Origin of the sequence: Streptomyces sp. NPDC048278 (genome assembly GCF_040652195.1) — a bacterium.
Taxonomy (GTDB): domain Bacteria; phylum Actinomycetota; class Actinomycetes; order Streptomycetales; family Streptomycetaceae; genus Streptomyces.
In genome coordinates, this window is the sequence record NZ_JBEZLP010000021.1 from 59,830 (window position 1) to 82,552 (window position 22,723).

The window sequence follows — 22,723 nt, forward strand, 5'->3', positions numbered from 1 at the left end:
GGTGATCGGTCCAACCTAGGGGCGCGGGGAACTGCGCGACCAGCCACACACGGCCCGCACCCGGACGACCACGGAGGCCACCCCCATGCGCCTGTCCCGACGAAGTCTGCTCACCGCGGCCACGGCAACGGCAACGGCCGTGACAGCCCTACCCACGGCAATGACAGCCGACGCCCACGGCCACCTCGACACCGGGTTCGACCGCCTCGCCGCCGACGGCTACGCCCTCCTCGCCGCCCAAAAGGTCGGCATCGTCACCAACCCCACCGGCATCACCCCCGACACCCGCCACATCGTCGACGTCATGCACGCCGACCCCCGGGTCCGGCTGACGGCGGTCTTCGGCCCGGAACACGGTTTCCGCGGCACCGCCCAGGCCGGCGGCTCCGAGGGCCGCTACGACGACCCGGCGACCGGCCTCCCCGTCTACGACACGTACCTCAAGAGCGGACAGCCCCTCGCCGACGTGTTCACCTCGTCCGGCGTGGACACCGTCGTCTTCGACGTCCAGGACGTCGGCGCCCGTTTCTACACGTACATCTGGACGCTGTACGACTGCATGGAGGCCGCCCGGCTGGCCGGCAAGCGCTTCGTCGTCCTCGACCGCCCGAACCCGGTGACCGGCCGCACGGCCGAAGGCCCGGTCCTGCACCGGGAGTTCGCCAGTTTCGTCGGCCGGCAGCCGATCGCGCAGGCGCACGGGATGACGGTCGCCGAGCTCGCGCGGCTCTTCAACGCGGAGTTCCTGGACCCGCCGGTCGCGCTGGACGTCGTACCGATGACGGGCTGGCGGCGCTCGCGCTTCTCCGACGCGTACGGCCTGCCGTGGGTGCCGCCGAGCCCCAACATGCCCACCCCGGACACCGCCCTCGTCTACTCGGGGACCTGCCTCTTCGAGGGCACGAACCTGTCGGAGGGACGCGGGACCACCCGCCCCTTCGAACTGCTCGGCGCCGACGGCATCGACGCGCGGTGGGCGGTTGCCGCCAACGCACTCGCGCTGCCGGGCGTGCGGTTCCGCGAGGCGTACTTCGCGCCCACCTTCTCCAAGTTCCAGGGCAGGACGGTCGGCGGGGTGCAGATCCATGTGCACGACCGGGCCGCCTACGACCCGGTCCGCACCGGAATCGCCCTGCTCGTGACCGCGAAGAAGGTGTGGAGCGGCTTCGCCTGGCGCGAGGACGACTGGATCGACAAGCTCACCGGGTCCGCGCGCGTGCGCACGATGATCGACGCCGGCGCGGGCCCGGACGAGGTCGTCGGCGCCTGGCAGGACGAACTCGCCGTATTCCGCCGGGTCCGAAAGGAATTTCTCCTCTACAGGTGAGGCGCGTCGTATGGCCAACCTTGCCCCGCAGCAGGACGATGCGCCCACATCGCACCGGTCCGGGGGACGAGGAGCCTGGTATGGCGGATCCTGGAATGAGCGTGGCTCCCTACTGGGAGCTGACCTTCGACGCGGACGGGGACCCGGACGGCGCCGAACGCGACCGGCTGCTGGGCGAGATCGGCGGGCACGGCCTCCACGACCTGATCGTCTTCGCGCACGGCTGGAACAACGACCGTTCGGGGGCGACCCGCCTGTACCGGCGGTTCTTCGCACCGATCCCGAAGCTCGCGCCGAAGGCGCGGATCGGGTACGCCGGGGTGATCTGGCCGTCGATGCGGTTCTGCGACGAGCCGATCCCCGACTTCCCGGCGTCCGTGGTGGCCACGGAGGCGGTGGAGTCACCGGCGCCCGTGCTCGACAAGGACACCCGGCACGCCCTCCTGGAGACGTTCCCGGGGCGGGCCACCGTGGTCGACCAGATCGCGCGGATGCTGGACCAGCGGCCGGCGAACGAACTGGAGGAGTTCGGGCGGCTCGTACGGCTGCTGGTCGAGGTCCTCCCCGGCGGCCCGCAGCCGCTGTTCGCGGCGGACACCCTCGCGGAGGGCGTCCCGCAGAGCGAGCCCGTGCTGTTCAGCGGGGACATCACCACCCTGTGCGAGGAGTTCGCGGCGGCGCTGGCCGCTCTCCAGGGCGGTGGCGACGCGGCCGGGTTCACCGTGCCGAACCCCTGGGACGGCGCGAAGGAGCTGTTGCGGCAGGCGACGTACTACGCGATGAAGCGGCGCGCGGGGACCGTCGGGGAGCGGGGGCTCGGGCGGGTGATCGGACAGCTGGCCGGGGTGGCGCCGGACCTGCGGGTGCATCTGGTGGGGCACAGCTTCGGCGGCCGGCTGGTGTCGTTCGCGCTGCGCGGGCTGCCGGACGGGGTGCGCACGGTGAAGTCCGTGACCCTGCTGCAAGGGGCCTTCTCGCACTACGCGTTCGCCACCCGGCTGCCCCACGACCCGCGCGCCGGCGGCGTGCTCCAGGGACAGCAGAACCGGATCGACGGCCCGCTGGTCTGCTGCTACTCCCACTTCGACGAGTCGCTCGGCACGCTGTACCCGCTGGCCTCGCGGATGGCGGACGACTGCGAGTCGGCACTCGGCGAGGACGTGGCGCGGATGCTGGGCGCCAGGTGGGGTGCGATGGGCCACGACGGCGTCCAGGAGGTGCCGGGCACCCGTTCGCTGGACCTGGCGGCGGCGCTGCGCGGGCCGCTCGCCGCGCCGGGCTGTGTGAACGTCGACGCGGCGGCGGTCGTGCGGAAGGGCGGCCCGCCGTCCGGGGCGCACAGCGACATCGTGCACCCCGAACTGGCGCGGGTGGTGCTGACGGCGGGGCACATCGCGTGACCCCGCCGCCGTGGGGCATCAGCGGTGTGACGTGAACTCGACGACCTGCTGGAAGGTCGGCCGGTTCTGCCAGCTGATGTTGTAGTGCTTGATGCCGCCCAGGGTGCGCTGCACGATCGAGTCGGCGCACCACTGGTCGCCCGCCGAGCACAGCGAGTCCCCGGGGTAGACGGTGGACGCGCTGGTGCCGGCCGCCGTCTTCAGGGTGCTGATCAGGATGTCCCGGCAGGCGCTGAGGCTGCCGCCGCCGCAGTACTGCTCGGCGAGCGGTCCGGAGACGGTCTGTCCGAGCACCGACCGGAGGTCCTTGTCGACATAACTCCACCAGCCGTACTGGAAGGAGCTCCCGGCATGCGCACCGGTCGGTCCGTGGGCGGCGGACGGGGTCTCGTCGATGTACAGGTTGTTGGTGAACGCGGTGTACAGGTCGTCACCGAGGCCGGGCTGGAACTCGGCCTTCACCAGCAGCGGCCACCAGGCGTCCAGGATCCGGATGGCGTCGGCGTTGGCGTACGTCTTCGAGCCCGCCGAGGTCTCCGTCCGCTTGCCGCCCGCGGTCAGCCAGGTCTGGAGCTTGGTGACGGCCGCGGCGGCCGTGGAGTCGGTGACCGTACTGCTGTTGATCACCTTCAGCATGTCCGGCAGCACGTCCTCGGCCCGCAGGTCCGTGAGCGACGCGTCCGCCATGGCCTTGACGAGCGCGGATCTGGTGACACCGCCGGCGGCGACGAGTTTCTTCACCCGGTCGTTCAGCAGGTTGCCGCGGTGGACCGAGCCGTCACCCCAGCTCGCGGTCGTGTAGTTCAGCGCCTGTTTGTTGTTCCAGGAGATGTAGTAGTCCTGGTCGACCGACTGGGGGTGCGCGGAGGCCGGGGTGTAGTCGGCCGTGTTGGTGGTCGGGTCCCAGTTCTGCCACTCGTAGGCGGCCTGGCCCCAGACCGGGAACTCGGGGTCGACCCCGCTCGCCCGCACCGGGTTGTTGCCGCTGTTGTAGTACGCGGTGTGCGAGGAGTCGGCGTAGAACCAGTTGAAGGTGAAGTTGATGTGCTGCGCCGCGCTCTGGAAGGTCTGCGGGCTGTTCACGTAGTCGGGGTCGTTGAGCATCTGGAAGCCGATGATCGAGTCGGCCTCGTGCATGTAGGAGGAGCGCAGGGTGGTGTAGGCGACCTTCTTCCCGCCGACGGTGGCCCGGTATTCGACCGGTCCGTACTTGGTTTTCCACACTCTCATGGTGTACGAGCCGGCGGCCGTGCTGTCGGCCGTGGTCGGCTTCCAGGAGTTGGTCTGCTCGACCTCGTCCATGGCGGTGCAGGTGCCGTGGAACAGGTAGTGGTAGTCGTCCTGGCAGAGTTCGACCGCGTAGGAGTCGATGATGTCCTGGCCGGAGGTGGTGGCGGACCACGCGTAGTCCTGGCCTCGGCCCAGTTCGACGTACATGCTCAGGCCGGCGAACGAGGCGCCGCGGGCGCTGATGCCCGGGCCCTGGATCTCCTGGAGCATGAGCAGCTGCGGGGCGAAGTAGCCGGTCTGCGGTCCGAACACGGCGATGGGGTGACCGCTCGCGGTGTACTTGCCGCTGACGACCAGCGCGTTGGACATCCCGCGCTTGGCCGAGCTGAGGGCGGTCGCGGTCGCCGCCGCGGAGGCCGCGCTGGCGCTCTGGTCGGCGCCGGTGCCGGTGGCGTTGTAGACCAGTGGCTCGGTGGTCACCGAACCGGCGTCGGGCAGTGCCTCGCCCTGTGGGTCGGACGGCTTGGTGCCGTACGGGAAGCTCTCGCCGTTGTGGACGGTGAGCGCCGCCTCGGGGTCGTTGCGTTCACGGAACGACTCCCAGACCTTGGTGCCCTCGGTCACGCCGTACTGCTCCTGGGCGGCGAGCAGCGAGAGGGCGTTGTTGACCTCGCCTCCGCCGCCGGAACCGAACAGCGTGCCGATCACGGAGGCCAGCGCCACCAGGTCGGTGATCTTGAAGTGGTCGATCGTGCCGGCGTTGGTGATCGAGTCCTTGTGCCCGGTCAGCACGTACTCGCCGGGGAAGTACCGGCCGCTGTCGGAGGCGTCGATGTAGGAGTTGATGCCGGCGAGGTAGGCGTTGGCGTCCGCGAGGGCCTGCTGGCCCCGGGCGCCGTTGTTGGCGACGGCGTTGTCGATCTGCGCCTGGAGGTCCGCCTCGGTGTACGGGGCGTTGCGGTAGAACTCCTGCTCAAGACCCTGGTTGGAGGCGACGCCACCGGCGAAGGTGGTGAGCTGGCCGCGCCCGACGTGCCGGAACACGTCCATGAGCCACAGCCGGTCCTCAGCGGCGGCATACCCCGCGCCGAACTCCGTGCCGTATCTGGTGGTACCGGTGATGTGCGGCACCCCGGTGGCCTTGTCGCGGACGATGGTGACGTCGGTGCGGCCGGCCGGGTTCTCGGTGGAGGCGACTTGACTGGAAGCGACCCCGAACGACGAGTCGTTGAAGAACGTGTTGATCTTCGCGTCGGTGAGGGTGGAGTAGCCCGTGGCCAGGTTGTTGTAGGGGCCGAGCTGGTCCTCGGCATGGCTGGGCTGGGTGCCGAAAGCCTGGTTGAGCAGGATCTGGGCGAGGGTGGCGTTGCCGTTCTCGCCGGGCGGCAGGATGTCGGAACACTGGCCGCCGCAGTAGTCGTTGGAGGTCGCGGCCGCCGCGGTGGTGGCCCCGGCCAGCGGGGAGAGCAGCCCGGCTATCAGCACGCACACGGATGCGGCTTTCAGGAACCCGGGGAGCTTGCGGGGAGTTCTCAGTCTGTCGAACAACGCGTGATGTCTGGTGCGCCGTGGCATGGCAGCTCCTCACGACGGGGGTGGTGCCGGACGTTACCGCCGGTATCCCCGGGATTGAAGATGAACATGCGTCAAGTTTTGGAAGGGTCGCCCGCGTCGGTGGCGTCACCGGCCGTCGGTCAAGGCGGGCGGCCTTATGGACGGCATCGGAAATCGGATGGAGCCGATTCGAGTGTCGATACGTCTATACGGCAACGCCGCGCGAAGCCCGTGCGGCGACGCCGAAGTGACCGAAGTACAGCTGCAGGTGTGACGGAGGTGCAGGGCGATGGCCGGTTTCCGGAGTCTGGCGAGACAGGTGCGAGACCCACGGTGCGATCTGGCGCTACGGCGTTACTCGCTGCGCAAGTGCCTGGAGCGGTTCGCTCCTTACGGGCACCGCGCGACCTGGGACCATCTCTGCTCGCGGGCCGGGTTCGGTCCCGAGGACCGCTCCCCCGATCCGGTGCGTCTCGTGGGCGCACTGGAGGAGCTGGAGGAGGCGCGGACGGTGTGGCTCGCCTATGAGGGCGGGTTCGCCGAGCGCCGCAAGAAGGAGAAGCACGACGGGCTGCGCCGCCCGGGCAGCGTGGACGACTGGCACCGGCTGACCTGGGGCGGATTCGGAGTGGCCTGGTGCGACGACCCACGGGTCCATCCCGACGAACCACTCGCCGAGGTGCTGCGACGGCTGATCGCCGCCCTGGAGCGCGAACCGGGCACCCTCTGCCCGGTGTGCGAAGGGGAGCGCCTCATCTGGAAGTACGACCTGGACCACGAGCCCTCCGCCGGTCCGGTCTGCGCGGACTGCGGGATCCTGGTGCCGCGTCCGGTCCTCACCCCCGAGGCCCTGGCCTACGCCAGGCGCGGGCGGCTTCTCATGTCGGCCTGACCACGTGGGGGTGCGCCGGGGATGCCGCACCCCCCAACTGCCCGCAGGCCCGTGCGGGCCGACCGCGCACGACGGCGCCATAGCAGCGGCTAATCCGCTGGTTCCACCCGTTTCCCGTCCGGAGAGTTGGGCCCGATGAAACCCAGCTGAGGAACCCGCAGGTTCCCTCCGAGCGAGGAGCACCGATGTCGACGCTGCGCGTCACCGCCGAAGTGCTGACCGTCCACGAACACCCCAACGCCGACGCGCTGGAACTGGCCCAGGTGGGCCTCTACCGCGCGGTCGTCGCCAAGGGCGTGTACCGCACCGGCGAGACCGCCCTGTACATCCCCGAACAGGCCGTGCTGCCGGCCGAGCTGATCGGGGAACTGGGGCTGACCGGGCGGCTCGCGGGAAGCAACGCGGACCGGGTCAGGGCGGTGCGGCTGCGCGGTGAGCTGTCGCAGGGCATCGTGTGCCGTCCCAAGGCACTGGCCGGCGTCGACCTGGCGCGGGCGGCGGCGGAGGGCACCGACTTCGCGGAGACCCTCGGCATCACCAAGTGGGTGCCGCCGGTCCCGCCCACGATGGACGGCGACGTCGAGTCGGCACCCGGTCTGCTGCCGTGGGTCGACATCGAGAACATCCAGCGCTACCCCGGCATCTTCGAGCCCGGCGAACCGGTGGTCCTCACCGAGAAGGTCCACGGCTCGGCCTGCCTGCTCACCTACCTCGCCGACGAGGACCGGGTGTACGTCTCCTCCAAGGGGTTCGGCGCGAAGTCGCTGGCCCTCAAGGAGGATCCGCGCAACCTCTACTGGCGGGCGGTGCGCGGCCACGGCGTCGCCGGGGCGGCCCGGCGCCTTGCCGAACGGCTCGGCGCGCGCCGGGTCGGGATCTTCGGGGAGGTGTACGGGGCGGGGGTCCAGGACCTGACGTACGGCGCCGACGGGCGCCGGGAGTCCCTCGGGTACACCGCGTTCGACGTGTCGGCCGAGGTCGGCGGAGCGGTGCGGTGGCTGGACGCGGCGGAGGTTCTGGCCGGCGAACTGCCCCTGGTGCCGCGGCTGTTCGAGGGTCCGTACGACATCGAGCGGGTACTTGAGGCCGCGAGCGGGCGGGAGACCGTGTCCGGGCGGGGGCTGCACCTGCGGGAGGGCGTGGTGATCCGGCCGGCGGTGGAGCGGTACAGCGCGGTGACCGGGGGCCGGGCGATCGCGAAGGCGGTCAGCGGGGCGTACCTGACACGGAAAGGCGGGACCGAGTTCGAATAGGCGCCCGGGGCGGGGGCGGGGCGGGGGGACGCTCACCGGCGCTTGCCGGGTGCCGCCGCGCCCACCCGTGCCGCCCTGCGGCACGCCTGCCCGCAGCCATGTCTTTGTCTTTTAGGGGCGCGGGGAACTGCGCGACCAGCCCCCGCCGGGCCGCAGGCGGACTACGGTCGCCCGGTCTCCGGCAGGAGGCGGGAGCCTGCCAGGCGGCGGCCGAGTGTGTCGTCCGGGTTGGACAGGACGCAGCTGTTCAAGGAGAGGCAACCGCAGCCGATGCAGTCCGTCAGGTGGTCGCGGAGCCGGTTCAGCTGCCTGATGCGCTCGTCCAGTTCCGCACGCCAGGCCTCCGACAGGCGGGCCCAGTCCTCCCGGGTAGGGGTGCGCTCCTCGGGGAGTTCCGAGAGGGCCGCACGGATCGTCGCGAGGGGGATGCCGACGCGCTGCGCCGCCCTGACGAAGGCCACCCGGCGCAACGTGTCGCGGGTGTAGCGGCGCTGGTTGCCTGAGGTCCGCCGGCTGCTGATGAGGCCCTTGGCCTCGTAGAAGTGCAGCGCGGAGACGGCGGCGCCGCTGCGTGCGGACAACTGGCCCACGGTCAGTTCGTGGATCTTCTCGGGAATCTGCGGCACCCCGTAGAGACTACCCACCGGGTACGGGTCGCGGTCCGTTGACAGGGGGCCCGTACCCGACCATGCTAAGCAGTTGCTTAGACACTGTAGACGTGACCCGTGAGTGCGAGAGGGCCGGCGACATGGCAGAACCGAGGATCTTCACCTCCCCCGACGAGCTGAAGGGGGCCGTGGGCGAGCAGCTGGGCCACACCGACTGGCTGGAGGTCGACCAGAAGCGGATCGACCTGTTCGCGGAGGCGACCGGCGACCACCAGTGGATCCACGTCGACCCGGAGAAGGCGGCCACAGGACCGTTCGGCACGACCATCGCGCACGGCTACCTGACCCTGTCGCTGCTCCCGCTCTTCGGCCCCCAGCTGATCAAGGTCGAGGGCGTGAAGATGGGTGTGAACTACGGCACCAACAAGGTCCGCTTCCCCGCCCCCGTCCCGGTCGGCTCCCGGCTGCGCGCCACCGCGAAGATCACCGGCGTCGAGGACGTCGCGGGCGGCGTCCAGGTGACGGTCGCCTTCACCGTGGAGCGCGAGGGCGGCGACAAGCCGGTCTGCGTCGCGGAGTCGGTGTCCCGGTACTACCTCTGAGGGCGGGGGGCCGCTACTTGGCCCCGACCATCCGCAGCACGAGGTCGGCGTAGAGCGCGCCGACCTCCTCGGGGGTGCGGGGCCCGTTGACGTTGAACCAGCGGGCGACGTCGATGGAGAGCGAGAGCACCGCGAGGGTGGTGCCGCGCACGTCGATGACGTCGAACTCGCCGGACTCGACGCCCTCCTGGATGATCGCGCGCACCTCGGCGTCGACCTGGTGGCGCAGGTCGAGGATCTCGGCGCGGGCCTCGGGGCCGAGGGCGTCGAGTTCGTACTGCACGACCCGGGCGGTGGTGCGCCGCCCGGCGTGCCAGCGGACGAAGGAGCTGACGGCGTCGGCGAGCCGCTCGGTGGCGGTGCCCTCGCGCCGGGCGGCCGTCTGGAGGATCTCCAGGGCCCGGTCGTGACCGATGCGGCTGATCCGGTGGAGCAGCTCTTCCTTGGTCTTGTAGTGGATGTAGAGCGCGGCGGGGCTCATGCCGGCCCGGCCCGCGATGTCGCGGGTGGTGGTGGCGTGGTAGCCGCGCTCGGCGAAGGCCTCCACGGCGGCGACCAGCAGTCGCCGGGCCGCGTCAGGGGTGACCTCTTCCCACGGCTCGACCTCGCCGCCGGTCGTCTCCTCCGCCGTACTCATCGCTCGTTCGCCCCTCTCGGTACCGGAGCTCCACCATACCGCCCCGGCTGAGCGAGCGCTTAGTGTGCCCGCTCAGAGCTTCTCGAAGGGGTCGTGCTCGGCGAGCAGCTTCTCCAGTCGGGCCTGGTCGACGCGGCTGACGATCTGCCCGGCCTCCTGGCGGTCGCGGACGACCTTCGCGAGCGTGAAGGCGGAGGTGACGAGGTAGAGCACGGCGATGCCGAGGAAGCCACGGACCCAGGCGTCGGCGTGCAGCCGGAAGATGCCGATGGCCGTGGCCGTGAGGGCGAGGGCGAAGGAGGCGACGGCCTGCCCGTAGAAGGCGGCCGTGTTCTGGTGTCTGACCGGTGTGTCGCTCATGGGTAGAGCGTCGGCCGACGTGGCCCGCGCCACATCCGTCGGGATACTCAGGGCGGCGCAGGGGCGTACTCAGAACGCCGAGACGCCCGTCAGCGCCCGCCCGATGAGGAGTTTCTGGATCTGGCTGGTGCCCTCGTAGAGGGTCATCACGCGGGCGTCGCGCAGGAGTTTGCCCACCGGGTACTCGTCGATGTAGCCGTAGCCGCCGAACACCTGGAGGGCGTTGTTGGCGGCGCGCACGGCGGCCTCGGAGGCGAAGAGCTTGGCCTTGGAGGACTCGGTGGCGAACGGCAGCCCCCGGTCGATCAGATCGGCGACCCGCCAGGTCAGCAGGCGGGCCGCGTCCACGTCGACGGCGATGTCGCTGATCAGCTCCTGGACGAGCTGGTGCCCGGCGATCGGCGTGCCGAACTGCTCGCGCTCCCCTGCGTACCGCACGGCCGCGTCCAGTGCGGCCTGCGCTATCCCGACACAGCCGGCGGCGACCGACATCCGCCCCTTGGCGAGGGCCGACATGGCGACCGAGAAGCCCTTGCCCTCGGGGCCGAGCATCGCCGAGGCGGGGATCCGGACGTCCTCCAGGACGAACTCGGCGGTGGCCTGGCCGCGCAGGCCGAGCTTGCCGTGCAGGGGACGGCGGGTGAGGCCGGGGGTGTCGGCCGGCACCAGGAAGGCGGAGACGCCCTTGTGGCCGGGGGCGTCGGTGGAGCGGGCGAAGAGGAGGACGACGTCGGCCCAGGTGCCGTTGGTGATGAACATCTTGGTGCCGTTGACGACGTAGTCGTCGCCGTCGCGAACGGCACGGGCGGTGAGGTTGCCCGCGTCGGAGCCGGTGCCGGGTTCGGTGAGGCCGAAGCAGCCGACGTACGAGCCGGAGGTGAGCCCCGGCAGCCAGCGCCGCCGCTGCTCCTCGGTGCCCCAGGCGGCGATGGTCTTGGCGACCAGCCCCAGGGACACGGAGACGATCCCGCGGACCGAGGAGTCCCCCCGGCCCAGCTCCTCCGTCACCAGGCAGTACGTGAGATGGTCGCCGCCCGAGCCGCCGTACTCCTCGTCGACGGTCAGGCCCAGAAAGCCGACCTCGCCGAGCTTCTTCACGATCCCCCGGTCGACCTCCTCGGCGCGGTCCCAGGCGATCACGTTCGGGGTGATCTCGCGGTCGACGAAGTCCCGGGCGAGCTGCCGTACGGCGGTCTGCTCCTCGCTGAGCCCCAGGTTCACCATGCGACCACCCTTTAATTAGCACTGCTAGTTTATTTCCTCGGCCCTACTATGTGCGCCATGGCCCGACCGCGCAAGCCCCTCCTCAGCACCGACCGGATCGTCCGGACGGCCCGGGAACTCGTGGACGCGGAGGGGCTGGCGGCCGTCTCGACCCGGCGGCTGGCCGCCGAGCTGGGGGTGAGCGGGCCCTCGCTCTACAACCACTTCCGCACCAAGGACGAGATCCTGGAGGCGGTCGCGGACTCGGTCAGCGCGCAGGTCGACCTGTCGATGTTCGAAGACCTCGGGCAGGGCGCCGGACGGGACTGGCGGACCGCGCTGCACGACTGGGCGGTGTCCTACCGGACGGCGCTGCGGGCCCACCCGAACATCGTCCCGGTCCTCGCCCGGGGCCCCGGCCGCCGCCCGGCGGGCCTGCGGCTCGCCGACGTGGTCTACGGCGCGATGGTGGACGCGGGGTGGCCGCCGGCGCAGGCGACGTCGATCGGGGCGCTGATGCGGTACTTCATCATGGGCTCGGCGCTGGGGTCGTTCGCCGGGGGCTTCGTGGACGACGCGAGCGCGTACGATCCGGCCGACTACCCGCATCTGGGGCAGGCGCATCTGCTGGCGGAACGGCAGGAGAAGATCGACGAGCGGGCGTTCGAGACGGGGTTGCGGGCGTTGCTGGACGGGTTGAGTGAACAGTTCGCCCGGGTGGAGGGGACGGCATAGGGGGCGGTTCGGCCGGGACGGCATAGGGGGCGGTTCGGCCGACGGTCGGCCGCGGGCCGGTGGGGGCCGGCCGCGCAGTTCCCCGCGCCCCTGACGGGGCCGTCCTCGGCTGCGGGCAGGCGTGCCGCAGGGCGGCACGGGTGGGCGCGGCGGCACCCGGCAAGCGCCGGTGAGCGACCCCGCCCCCGGCCCCGCCCCTACCCACGCGTCCGAAATCCGCCAGCCCCCGCGCGCCTCTCCTCCTTACGCTCGACCACATGAAGAAGCCCGACCACCGCCTCCTTCCCGTCGCCGCAGCCGTCGTCACCGTCGTGCTGTGGGCCTCGGCCTTCGTGTCGATCCGCAGCGCCGGCGACTTCTACTCCCCCGGCGCCCTCGCCCTCGGCCGGCTGTTCTCCGGGGCGGTCGTGCTCGGGATCCTGTGCGCCGTACGGCGCGAAGGGCTGCCGCCCAGGTCCGCCTGGCGCGGCATCGCGTTGTCGGGCGTGCTGTGGTTCGGCTTCTACATGGTCGTCCTGAACTGGGGCGAGCAGCAGGTGGACGCGGGGACGGCCGCCCTCGTGGTGAACGTCGGCCCCCTGCTGATCGCCCTGCTCGGGGCCCGGCTGCTCGGTGATCCCATGCCGCCCCGGCTGCTCGCGGGGATGGCGGTGTCCTTCGCGGGCGCGGTGACCGTGGGTCTTTCGATGGCCGGCGGGGGCGGCTCCTCGGTGCTGGGGGTGGTGCTGTGCCTGCTCGCGGCGGTCGCCTACGCGGCCGGTGTCGTCTCCCAGAAGCCCGCGCTGGCCCGGGCGAGCGCGCTCCAGGCCACCACGTACGGGTGCCTGGTCGGCGCCGTCGTCTGTCTGCCGTTCGCCGGGCAGCTGGTGCACCAGGCGGCCGGCGCCCCGCTGTCCGCCACCCTCAACATGGTGTATCTCGGGGTCTTCCCGACCGCGCTCGCCTTCACGACCTGGGCGTACGCCCTCGCCCGTACCACCGCGAGCCGGATGGGCGCGACGACGTACGCCGTGCCGGCGCTGGTGGTGCTGATGTCCTGGCTGGCCCTGGGCGAGGTCCCCGGACCGGTCACCCTGGTGGGCGGGGTGCTGTGCCTGGCCGGTGTGGCGGTGTCCCGGTCCCGGGCGGGTGCTCCCCGGGCCGTGGCGGCGGCCGGGGAGCCCCGCTCCGAGCAGGTGCCGTGACGGCCGGTCAGAAGACGACCAGGGCCCGGCCGCCCTTGCCCGCCAGCATGTTCTCGAAGGCGACCGGGATGTCCTCCAGCGCGATCCGTTCCGTCACCAGCGCGCTCAGGTCCAGGCGGCCCGCCCGGACGTGTCCGGCGAGCAGCGGCAGGTCGCGGGCCGGGTCCGAGTTGCCGTAGACGCAGCCGGAGAGGGTGCGGCCCCAGTGGAAGAGCTCCAGGGCGTCGAAGGTGACCTGTTCGGTTCTGGCGCCGATGCCGACCACCGTCGTACGGCCGCCCCGGCGGGTGGACTCCCAGGCCGCGCGGATGCTGACCGCGCGGCCCACGCACTCCACGGCGACGTCGACGCCCTGCTTGCCGGTCAGGGCGCGGATCGCGCGGGGTGTGGTGTCGGAGGCGACGACGTAGTCCGTGGCGCCGGCGGCGCGTGCGAGGTCTTCCTTCTCCGCCGAGACGTCCACCGCGACGATCCGGGAGGCACCCGCGATCCGGGCCGCCTGGACGGTGGCCAGACCCACCCCGCCGACGCCGAACACCGCCACCGTCTCGCCCTCGCGGACCCGCGCCGAGTGGTGGACGGCACCGTAACCGGTGAGGACCGCGCAGCCGAGGAGGGCCGCGTCGGTGAGCGGGATGCCGGCGGGAAGGGGCAGGACGCAGGACTCGGGGACCACGGTCTCCTCGGCGAAGGCCGCCACGTTCAGGCCGGGGTGCAGGTCGGTGCCGTCCGCCGTACGGGCGTAGACGTCGGCGGAGCCGTTCAGCGCGTTGGCGCAGAGCCAGACCTCGCCCAGCGTGCAGGCATGGCAACTGCCACAGGAAGGAGCCCAGTTGAGGACGACAGGGTCGCCTGGCGCGAGACGGGTGACGCCCTCGCCCACGGCCGCCACCGTGCCCGCGCCCTCGTGGCCGAGGACCGCCGGGACCGGCACCCGCATGGTGCCGTCGGAGAGGGAGAGGTCGGAGTGGCAGACGCCGGCGGCGGCGAGCCGGACCCGGACCTGTCCGGGTCCGGGGTCCGGGAGTTCGATCTCGGTGACCGACAACGGGGCGCCCACGGCGGGCAGTACGGCGGCTCGGACCGTGAAAGTCATCGCAGGAACCTCCTCAGAACTGAAGGGACTTGGTCTGGAGGTACTCGGCGAGGCCGTGCGCGCCCAGCTCGCGGCCGACGCCCGACTGCTTGTAACCGCCGAACGGGGCAAGGGGGTTGAAGCGTCCGCCGTTGATGTCGACCTGCCCGGTGTCCATGCGCCGGGCGAAGGCCACCGCCTCCGCCTCGTCCCCGGCCCAGACGGCGCCCGCGAGCCCGTAGACCGTGCCGTTGGCGATGCGCAGGGCGTCGTCCTCGTCGGTGTAGCGCAGGATGGACAGGACCGGGCCGAAGATCTCCTCCTGGGCGATCGTCATCTCCGGGGTGACGTCGGCGAAGACGGTCGGGCTGACGAAGTAGCCGCGCTCGTGCGGGGATTCGGGGCCGCCCGCGACCAGCCGGGCGCCCTCCGCGACGCCCTTCTCGATGTAACCCCGCACCCGGGCCTGCTGCCCGGCGCTGACGACGGGCCCGATCCGCTCGCCGTACTTGGCGGCGGCCGTGGCGGCCAGCTCCACCGCCTCCTCGTAGCGGTCGGCATGGACCAGCATCCGGGTCCAGGCGCTGCACGTCTGGCCGGAGTTGGACATCACGTTGGCCACGCCGACGTTGACGGCCCGGGCGAGGTCGGCGCTCGGGAGGATGACGTTCGCGGACTTGCCGCCCAGTTCGAGGGCGACCTTCTTCACGGCGGCCCCGGCCACCGCGCCGATCTGCCGGCCGACGGCCGTGGAACCGGTGAAGGAGACCAGGTCGACGCCCGGGTGCTCGGCGAGGGCCTGCCCGGCGACCGGGCCGAGGCCGGTGACCAGGTTGAACACGCCTGCCGGGAAGCCCGCTTCGTGCACCGCCTCCGCGAACAGCTGGGCGGTGAGCGGGGTGTTCTCGGCGGGCTTCAGCACGACCGAGCAGCCCGCGGCGAGCGCCGGGGCGACCTTGGCGACGATCTGGTGCAGCGGGTAGTTCCAGGGCGTGATCGCGCCGACCACGCCCACCGGCTCCTGGTAGACGGTGGAGTTGCCGACCTTCTCCTCGAAGGGGTGGGTGGCCGCCAGTTCGGCGTACGAGCCGGCGACCGCGATCGGCACGCTCGCGTGGACCGCCTCGGAGAACGGGAGGGGAGAGCCCAGCTCGGCGGTGACCGTCTCGGCGATCTCGTCCTTCCGGGCCTCGAGTTCGTCCCGCAGCGCGGCGAGCCGGGCGGCCCGCTCGGCGGGCGGGGTGGCGGCCCAGACCGGGAGGGCGGCACGGGCGGCGCGTACGGCCGTGTCGACGTCCAGCGCGCCGCCCGCCGGGACCCGGCCGACGACCTGCTCGTCGACCGGGTTCACGACCTCGATCACGTCCCTGCTCTCGGCGGCGCGCCAGGCACCGTCGATGTACAGGCCGTCGTGTGCCTTCATGGTGCTTCCTCCCGGCGGGGCCCTGTCGTCCGAGTCACAAACTAGCGGCGATAGTTTTAGCGCGCCAGACGTGTCCCGGACGCGCTCCCGCACCGTCAGAAGTCGACCTGGGCGTGTTCGTCCACCCTGCCCACGCTCTCCTGCGCGAAGGCCTTCTCGTAGGCCCGCCGGATCTCCTCGATCTTCCGGTCGCTGCCCTCGGCCGCCGTCCGCGGATACAGCAGGGTCAGCACGTACGACCGCTCCTTCTCGATCGTCCCGTGCGCGTCCCGCCACTGCCCGCGCCCGGTCTGCACGGTGAGCCCGTCGGGGAAGTCCGGGGTGACCTCCTTGTCGACGAAGGCCGTGAACTGCCGGTCGGTGACGGCCGGTCCGCCGTCCGGGCGGGCGGTGCCGAAGAGCAGCCGGGTCTCGATGTACGGCTTGCCGCGCGCCGGGGCGGCGGAGGGACGGTCGGCGGCCAGTGCCGTGACCGTGGCCGGAGCACCGGCGAGCAGGATCCCGGCCACGGCGAGGGCCGACCGGTTGCGGAGGAAACGAGTGCGCATACCCCCTTCCTAGAGCCGCCGCCCCTCCCGGGTCCCGGCTTCCGGCCGGAGTTCACTCGTCCAGGTCGAACCACGGCCCCGGCGCGCTCACTTCGTCGCGGTGAGGTGGGCGAAGACCACCACGTTGCTGGTGTAGCCCGTCCGCCGGCTGAAGAGGCCGCCGCAGGTGATCACGCGGAGCTCGGGACGCCGGGTCGGGCCGTACACCTCCTTGTCGGGGAAGCCGGCCTTGTCGTAGACCTTCACCCGGTCCACGGTGTACACGGCGGTACGGCCGTCCGCGCGCTCGGCCTCGATCCGCTTGCCGGTCTGGATCTGGGCGAGCGCCGCGAAGACGGCGGGCCCCGTCCTGGTGTCGCGATGGCCGACGGCGATCGCGAGGCCGGACTCGCCCGGCGTGGCGCCGCCCTGGAACCAGCCGATCAGCTTCGGGTCGTCGACCGGCGGTGTCTCCAGCTGCCGGCCCCGGTCGAGCCGGACCCCGACGACCGGCGCGTCGACCCCGAGGAACGGGATGCGCATCGACGTCGGCCGGGACCGGGAGAGCGGGTGGGGCGGGGGGCCGTCCGCGCCCGGGCCGGCCGCCGCCAGGGCGTCCGGCCCGTCCGCCGCGGCGGACCCGTCCTGCCCCCACCACCGGACCACTGTCACCAGGACGACCGCCAGCAGGGCCGTCCTGGCGAGGCGGTAGGCGCGGGTCCGGTACCAGGGCCTGCGTCTGCGCCTACGCGGCGCCATGGGGGCGGCGGCGGATCAGCCGGACGTACACCACGCCGCTGGCGGCGACCAGGGTGACGGCCGTGGCCGCTGCCACGGGCGAGAACGCGGCCGTCGCGTCGGCGATGCCGCCGCCGCCCGCGTGCACACCGCCCTGCGGGCCGTTGTGGTCACCGCCCTCCCCCCAGGACGAGTCACCGCGCTGGCTGTCCTGGATCTGCCCGTTCGGACCGTTCTGGCCGCCCTGGCCGTTGGGGCCGCCGTTCTGGCCGCCGTTCTGGTCGTTCGGACCACTGAAGCCGTTCTGGCCGTTCTGGTCCTGCGGCCCGTCCTGCCTGCCGTCATGGCAGTTGACCCGGAAGATCTTCTCCTTGCTCGCGCCGTTCACGATCCACGTGAGCCGGTACTGCCCGTCCGCCAGCCCCAGCGGGTCGGTGTGTCCGGCGCCGCCGGCGAGCTGGATGGTGCCGGTGACGCTCGCGGCGGTGGGCAGCGGGGGCTGCGGCGTGATGGTGTAGTCGATGGTGCGGAGGATGTCGAAGTTGACGGCGTCGAGGTAGAACTTGCAGACCAGCGGGTCGTCCTTCGAGACACCGAAGGGCACGCCCACCCGGTGGAGCCTGATGTCGCCGTTCTCCCCCACGGCTGCCGCGTTCGGCGCCGCCACCCATGAGGCACCCGCCGCGGCGAGGGCGGTGAGGATGACGGTGGCGCCCGCACGGGAACCGGTGGTGCGCGGATGCGTGAGCGTGACCATGCAAGCTCCTCCGAGTTAGATGATTTTCATACAAATCGACCTTTCGTCTGGACTGTCACCCATGCACTCCACGACCCGTGGCATCCACGTCCGACGCGCCGTCAGATATCGCTCGTGCGGCGCAATGCCCGGCCCTTTCGCCGCGCCGACGGCACCGCACCGGCGCCCTCGCCCCGTCCCGCCGCCTCCGGCGAGCGCACCGCCACCCCCGCCGACACCAGCAGCAACACGCCCAGCATCACGAACGGCGCGGCCACCCCGGCCACTCCCGCCAGCAGCCCCGCCCCGGCCGGCGCGGCGACCTGGCCCAGCCGGTTGCCGGTCAGCCGCAGGGCGAGCGCCGTGGAACGGGCCGCCTCGGGTGCGGCCTGGACGACCGTCGTCATCGACAGCGGCTGCCCGACCCCCAGGCAGAAACCGAGCGCGGCGAGGATCAGGGCCAGCGCCCACACCGGCACCGGCACCGCGATCCCCGCGCACAGCACGGCCGCCAGCAAGCAGGTCACCGTCAGCAGCAACGGCCGCCCGAGCAGCCGCAGCAGCGGGGTGAGCACGAGCCGGCAGGCGATCGTCGCCCCCGCCCGCACACTGAGCAGCACGCCGATCACGGCCGGGGAGATGTCCCGGTGCTCGCCGACCACGGGCAGGTACGCGGTCAGGATGTCGGTCGCGGACAGCACCGAGAGGCTGATCAGCATGCCGGCGGGCACACCCCGGGCCCGCAGGATGCGGCCCACCGGCACCCGGTCCCCCGCCGCGGAACGTGACGTGACCGCCGTACGGTCCTCGATGCGCCACAGCGACGTGAGCGCGACCGCCGCTCCCGCACCCGCCACCACCAGCGCGAGCGCACTCGTCCCCGCCATGTCCGGCCCGCCGATGACCGCCCCCGCGGCGATCGGCCCGACCAGCTGCCCCAGCGACGCGCCGATGGTGAAGTGGCCGAAGTTGCGGTCCTGTTCGTGCGGCGCCGACTGCCGGGCCACCAGCGACTGCGCCCCGATCACGAAGCAGAGGTGGCCGAGGCCCATCACCCCGCTCCACAGGGCCATCGCCCAGAGGGAGTTCGCGAGTCCGCTGAGCGCGCACCCGCCGGCTATCAGGACGACGCCGACGGGCAACAGGGGTGCGCAGCGGCCGTGGTCGGTGCGGCGCCCGAGCGGTACGGCGGCGAAGAGCGGGAGCAGGGCGTAGACACCCGCGAGGACGCCCACGGCCCGTTCGTCGGCGCCGAGGGCCAGCGCCCGGTAGGAGACGGCGGGGCGGGCCATCGACACCGCGCCCTGCGCGAAGCCGAAGGCGATGACGAGACGGAGCAGCCAGCGGCGGTTCCTGCCGGGCGCCATGGTGAAACCTCCCAGTGGTACGTCACATACTTCCCCCGGCCGGTGCCGTGTCACATGCCGCCCAGTGCCATGTCACATGGCCCCGTACAGGATCCCCGCCCCGAGCACCACCGCCGAAGTCAGGGCCGCCCACTTCACGACGAACCGCGTGTGGTCGCCGAACTCGACCTTGGCCATGCCGACCAGGACGTAGACGGCGGGCACCAGGGGGCTGGACATGTGCAGCGGCTGGCCGACGATCGAGGCGCGGGCGATCTCCACCGCGGGGACGCCGTGCGCCTGGCCGGCCTCGGCGAGCACCGGGAGGATGCCGAAGTAGAAGCCGTCGTTCGACATGAAGTACGTGAGCGGGATGCTCAGCACGCCGGTGACCAGGGCCATGTGCGGGCCCATGCCGTCGGGGATGTTGCCGACGAGCCAGTCGGCCATGTGGTCGACCATGCCGGTGCCCTGGAGGACGCCGGTGAAGACGGCGGCGGCGAAGACCATGCCGGAGACGTTGAGGACGTTCTCGGCGTGCGCGGCGATCCGGGCCCGCTGGGCGGGCATCTGGGGGTAGTTGACGGTCAGGGCCAGGGCGGCGCCGAGCAGGAACAGCACCGGGATCGGCAGCCACTCCATGATCATGGCGGTGAGCAGGGCGACCGTGAGCAGCGCGTTGAACCAGTACAGCCCGGGCCGCAGGGTCTCGCGGTGCGGGTCGAGGCCCTGGAAACCGTCGCCCCCGGGCTCGTCGGGCAGGTCCGCGCCGGTGCCGGAGTCAGGACCGCCCGTGCGCGCGGGGGCCTTGCCGGCGCCCACGAGCACCGTCTCCGGCTCCTCGACCAGCACTTCGTCCAGCGTCAGCACGCCGAGCCGTTTGCGCTCACGGCGGCCGAGGACGTAGGCGAGGGCGAAGACGAACAGCAGGCCCGTGGCCAGCGCCGGGATCATCGGTACGAAGATGTCGCTCGCGTCCAGCTTGAGCGCGGTGGCGGCACGAGCGGTGGGACCGCCCCAGGGCAGGGTGTTCATCACGCCGTTGGCCATCGCGGCGACACCGGTCATCACGACCAGGCTCATCTTCAGGCGCTTGTACAGGGGATACATCGCCGAAACGGTGATCATGAAGGTGGTGGAGCCGTCGCCGTCGAGCGAGACGATCGCCGCGAGCACGGCCGTACCGACGACGATCCGCAGCGGGTCGGCCTTGCAGAACCGCAGGATCCCCTTGACGACGGGGTCGAAGAGGCCGACGTCGATCATCACGCCGAAGTAGACGATCGCGAACATCAGCATCGCCGCGGTGGGCGCGAGGCTGGTGACGCCGTCGATGACGTAGTCGCCGAGGTGGGCGCCCTTGCCCACGACCACGCAGAACAGCGCGGGGATCAGCACGAGCGCCGCGATCGGCGACATCTTCTTCAGCATGATCAGGACCAGGAAGGTCGCGATCATGGCGAAGCCGAGGATGGTCAGCATGGGTGGATCACCTAACGTTCGCCCTTGAACTCCCACCAGGGCCGGCGGTGCGGACGACGTTAGGTCGCGTCAAACGTCGTTAACAAGACGTTGACACGCGAGCAATAAGCGCAAAACTCCAGGTCACGGGGTTGTGATCACCTCGGCGCTCATCTCGGCGGTCACCTCGATGGGGATGCCGTTGAGGACGGCGTTGCCGGACAGCGGGTCGAGGAGGCTGCCGTCGAGGAGCTGGTTGACGTTGACGCCGGGGGCGGTGGCGGCGTGGCTGAGGCGGGTGCCGGGGCGGTCGTGGCCCCAGCCGTGCGGGAGGCTGACGACGCCCGGCCGGACGCCGTCGGTGACCTCGGCGGGGGTGACGACCTCGCCGCCGGCGCCCTTGACGCGGACGTCGGCGCCGTCGCGTACGCCGAGCCGTTCGGCGTCCTCGGGGTGGATGTGCAGGGTGCAGCGGTTGGTGCCGCCGGTGAGGGCGGGCACGTTGTGCATCCAGCTGTTGTTGGAGCGCAGGTGGCGGCGGCCGACGAGGACGAGCGCAGCGGGGCTGGTGTCGAGGGCCGCGCGCAGCCGGGGCAGGTCGTCGGCGAGGGGCCCGGGCAGCAGTTCGACCTTGCCGCTCCGGGTCTTCAGCGGCTGCGGGAGGCGGGACGCGAGGGGGCCGAGGTCGATGCCGTGCGGGTGGGCGAGCAGCCGCTCCAGGGTGAGCCCGTCGGGCCGGGCGCCGAAGCCGTCGCCGTAGGGGCCCAGGCGCAGCATCAGGTCGAGCCGGTGCTCGGGGCCGGTGTCCCCGGTGAGCTGCCCGGCGAGTTCCTGCGGGTCCCGGCCGTGCACGGGCGAGTGGGGCTCCCTGACGGCCTTCCCGAGGGTCTGGCCGATGACCATGTCGTCCACGGCGGACGGTTCGGCGCCGTGCATGCCGCCGGCCGCGAGGACCAGCCGGGCGTGGATCTCGGTCTCGGCCATCCGGCCGGGCTCCGGCGGGACGGCGGGGCGGGAGTAGCGGACCTGGTTGCGTACGGCGAGGGTGTTGAAGGCGAAGTCGTGGTGCGGGCTCTGCGAGGGCGGCGGCGGGGGCAGTACGACGTCGGCGTGCCGGGCGGTCTCGTTGAGGTAGGGGTCGACGCTGACCATGAAGTCGAGGGAGTCCAGGGCCTTGTCGAGGCGGTCGCCGTCCGGGGCGGAGAGGACGGGGTTGGTGGCGATGGCGATCAGCGCCCGGATCGGTTCGCCCTCGGCCGTCGCGGTGTCGATCTCCTCGGCGAGTGCGGAGAGCGGCAACTCGCCCTTGGCCTCGGGGTGTTGGCTGACCCGGGAGTGCCAGCGACCGAGCGCGAAGCCCCGGCCGGGACCGGCCGGCCGCGGGGTCCGGTCGGTGGCGGCCTGCGGGAAGAGCGCGCCGCCGGGCCGGTCGAGGTTGCCGGTGAGGATGTTGAGGACGTCGACGAGCCAGCTGGCGAGGGTGCCGTGCGGGACGGTGCAGCTGCCTATCCGGCCGTATACGGCGGCTGTCGGCGCGGCGGCGAGTTCGCGGGCGAGGACACGGATCGTGCCGGCGTCGACGTCGGTGGCGTGGGCGACCGCGTCCGGGGTGAAGTCCCCCAGTTCGGCGCGGAGTTCGTCGAGTCCCTCGACGTGCGGGGCGAGGTGGCCGAGGTCCACCAGGCCCTCCTCGAAGAGGACTTGGGCCATGGCGGCGAGCAACAGGGCGTCGGCGCCGGGCCGGATGGCGATGTGCCGGTCGGCGAGCTTGGCGGTGCGGGTGCGGCGGGGATCGATGACGGTGAGGGTGCCGCCGCGGGCCCTGAGCGCCTTGAGCTTGCCGGGGAAGTCGGGTGCGGTGCACAGACTCCCGTTGGACTCCAGGGGGTTGGCGCCGATGAGGAGGAGGTGGTCGGTGTGGTCCAGGTCGGGGACCGGGATGGCGTTGGCGTCGCCGAAGAGCAGTCCGCTGGAGACGTGCTTGGGCATCTGGTCGACGGTGGACGCGGTGAAGACGCTGCGGGTGCCGAGGGCGCCGATCAGGACCTGCGGGTAGAGGGCGCCGGCCACGGTGTGGACGTTGGGGTTGCCGAGGACGACCCCGACGGAGTCCGGGCCGTAGCGCTCGACGACGCCGCGGATCCCGGCGGCGACCGCGTCGAAGGCCTCCGTCCAGGTGGCCTCGCGCAGTTCGCCGTCCCTGCGGACGAGGGGGGTGCGCAGGCGGTCGGGGTCGACGTCGACGGCGCCGAAGGAGGCGCCCTTCGGGCAGATGAACCCCTTGCTGAACACGTCGTCGCGGTCGCCGCGGGCGCCGGTGACGCGGGTGCCCTCGATGGTGAGGGTCAGGCCGCAGGTGGCCTCGCACAGGGGGCAGATGCGGAGGGCGGTGCGGGGCATGATTCCTCCCAGGGGGCGGCGGTGCCTTGCGC

At 72.0% G+C, this 22,723-nt stretch carries 20 protein-coding genes; 7 read left to right on the top strand and 13 right to left on the bottom strand.

The window, feature by feature from the left end; all coding sequences use genetic code 11:
* Positions 1–85 precede the first annotated feature (85 nt).
* On the top strand, positions 86–1,327 hold the full coding sequence (locus tag AB0D74_RS30980) for a DUF1343 domain-containing protein (protein ID WP_362594345.1): 1,242 nt from the start codon (positions 86–88) through the stop codon (positions 1,325–1,327).
* Between the two features lie 80 nt (positions 1,328–1,407).
* Entirely contained in the window at positions 1,408–2,727 is a 1,320-nt protein-coding gene (locus AB0D74_RS30985) for a serine-threonine protein kinase (RefSeq protein ID WP_362594347.1), read from the top strand.
* Between the two features lie 18 nt (positions 2,728–2,745).
* On the opposite strand, the gene AB0D74_RS30990 is transcribed toward AB0D74_RS30985, so the two are convergent.
* Positions 2,746–5,532, bottom strand: a complete 2,787-nt coding sequence (locus AB0D74_RS30990; RefSeq protein ID WP_362594349.1) for a penicillin acylase family protein — start codon at positions 5,530–5,532, stop codon at positions 2,746–2,748.
* A 268-nt stretch (positions 5,533–5,800) separates the two neighbouring features.
* On the opposite strand from AB0D74_RS30990, the gene AB0D74_RS30995 reads away from it, so the two are divergent.
* The gene (locus tag AB0D74_RS30995) at positions 5,801–6,403 is read left to right on the top strand and encodes a hypothetical protein (protein WP_362594351.1); all 603 of its coding nucleotides are present in this window, start codon (positions 5,801–5,803) and stop codon (positions 6,401–6,403) included.
* A gap of 185 nt (positions 6,404–6,588) precedes the next feature.
* Positions 6,589–7,656 carry an RNA ligase (ATP) gene (locus AB0D74_RS31000; protein ID WP_362594353.1) on the top strand — a complete coding sequence of 356 codons (1,068 nt, stop codon included), beginning with the start codon at positions 6,589–6,591 and terminating at the stop codon, positions 7,654–7,656.
* Positions 7,657–7,817: 161 nt separating this feature from the next.
* Here AB0D74_RS31000 and soxR read toward each other — a convergent pair whose 3' ends face one another.
* The gene (soxR, locus tag AB0D74_RS31005) at positions 7,818–8,282 is read right to left on the bottom strand and encodes a redox-sensitive transcriptional activator SoxR (RefSeq protein WP_362594355.1); all 465 of its coding nucleotides are present in this window, start codon (positions 8,280–8,282) and stop codon (positions 7,818–7,820) included.
* A gap of 122 nt (positions 8,283–8,404) precedes the next feature.
* Here soxR and AB0D74_RS31010 point away from each other — a divergent pair, with 122 nt between their 5' ends.
* On the top strand, positions 8,405–8,866 hold the full coding sequence (locus AB0D74_RS31010) for a MaoC family dehydratase (protein ID WP_362594357.1): 462 nt from the start codon (positions 8,405–8,407) through the stop codon (positions 8,864–8,866).
* Between the two features lie 13 nt (positions 8,867–8,879).
* Here the strand turns inward: AB0D74_RS31010 and AB0D74_RS31015 are convergent, their stop codons facing one another.
* From AB0D74_RS31015 to AB0D74_RS31025, 3 genes are all read right to left on the bottom strand, one after another.
* On the bottom strand, positions 8,880–9,503 hold the full coding sequence (locus AB0D74_RS31015) for a TetR/AcrR family transcriptional regulator (RefSeq protein WP_362594359.1): 624 nt from the start codon (positions 9,501–9,503) through the stop codon (positions 8,880–8,882).
* Positions 9,504–9,575: 72 nt separating this feature from the next.
* Positions 9,576–9,863, bottom strand: a complete 288-nt coding sequence (locus AB0D74_RS31020) for a YiaA/YiaB family inner membrane protein (RefSeq protein WP_093504975.1) — start codon at positions 9,861–9,863, stop codon at positions 9,576–9,578.
* A gap of 69 nt (positions 9,864–9,932) precedes the next feature.
* Positions 9,933–11,084 carry an acyl-CoA dehydrogenase family protein gene (locus tag AB0D74_RS31025; protein WP_362594552.1) on the bottom strand — a complete coding sequence of 384 codons (1,152 nt, stop codon included), beginning with the start codon at positions 11,082–11,084 and terminating at the stop codon, positions 9,933–9,935.
* A gap of 60 nt (positions 11,085–11,144) precedes the next feature.
* On the opposite strand from AB0D74_RS31025, the gene AB0D74_RS31030 reads away from it, so the two are divergent.
* Both AB0D74_RS31030 and AB0D74_RS31035 read left to right on the top strand, forming a co-directional pair.
* Positions 11,145–11,801: a TetR/AcrR family transcriptional regulator gene (locus AB0D74_RS31030; RefSeq protein ID WP_362594361.1), complete on the top strand. Its 657-nt coding sequence runs from the start codon at positions 11,145–11,147 to the stop codon at positions 11,799–11,801.
* A 257-nt stretch (positions 11,802–12,058) separates the two neighbouring features.
* On the top strand, positions 12,059–12,985 hold the full coding sequence (locus AB0D74_RS31035) for a DMT family transporter (protein ID WP_362594363.1): 927 nt from the start codon (positions 12,059–12,061) through the stop codon (positions 12,983–12,985).
* Between the two features lie 7 nt (positions 12,986–12,992).
* Here the strand turns inward: AB0D74_RS31035 and AB0D74_RS31040 are convergent, their stop codons facing one another.
* From AB0D74_RS31040 to AB0D74_RS31075, 8 genes are all read right to left on the bottom strand, one after another.
* Positions 12,993–14,081, bottom strand: a complete 1,089-nt coding sequence (locus AB0D74_RS31040) for a Zn-dependent alcohol dehydrogenase (protein ID WP_362594365.1) — start codon at positions 14,079–14,081, stop codon at positions 12,993–12,995.
* A 13-nt stretch (positions 14,082–14,094) separates the two neighbouring features.
* Positions 14,095–15,483, bottom strand: a complete 1,389-nt coding sequence (locus AB0D74_RS31045) for an aldehyde dehydrogenase family protein (RefSeq protein WP_362594367.1) — start codon at positions 15,481–15,483, stop codon at positions 14,095–14,097.
* Positions 15,484–15,578: 95 nt separating this feature from the next.
* Positions 15,579–16,031: a DUF3574 domain-containing protein gene (locus AB0D74_RS31050; RefSeq protein WP_362594369.1), complete on the bottom strand. Its 453-nt coding sequence runs from the start codon at positions 16,029–16,031 to the stop codon at positions 15,579–15,581.
* A gap of 87 nt (positions 16,032–16,118) precedes the next feature.
* Entirely contained in the window at positions 16,119–16,769 is a 651-nt protein-coding gene (locus tag AB0D74_RS31055) for a class F sortase (protein ID WP_362594371.1), read from the bottom strand.
* Entirely contained in the window at positions 16,756–17,505 is a 750-nt protein-coding gene (locus AB0D74_RS31060) for a hypothetical protein (protein WP_362594373.1), read from the bottom strand. Before AB0D74_RS31060 ends, AB0D74_RS31055 begins: the two co-directional genes overlap by 14 nt.
* 101 nt (positions 17,506–17,606) lie before the next feature.
* Entirely contained in the window at positions 17,607–18,851 is a 1,245-nt protein-coding gene (locus AB0D74_RS31065) for an MFS transporter (RefSeq protein WP_362594375.1), read from the bottom strand.
* Positions 18,852–18,923: 72 nt separating this feature from the next.
* Positions 18,924–20,348 carry a citrate:proton symporter gene (locus AB0D74_RS31070; RefSeq protein ID WP_362594377.1) on the bottom strand — a complete coding sequence of 475 codons (1,425 nt, stop codon included), beginning with the start codon at positions 20,346–20,348 and terminating at the stop codon, positions 18,924–18,926.
* A gap of 87 nt (positions 20,349–20,435) precedes the next feature.
* A complete protein-coding gene (locus AB0D74_RS31075) occupies positions 20,436–22,691 on the bottom strand; it encodes a molybdopterin oxidoreductase family protein (RefSeq protein ID WP_362594379.1) in 2,256 nt (751 codons plus the stop codon).
* Positions 22,692–22,723: the final 32 nt, after the last annotated feature.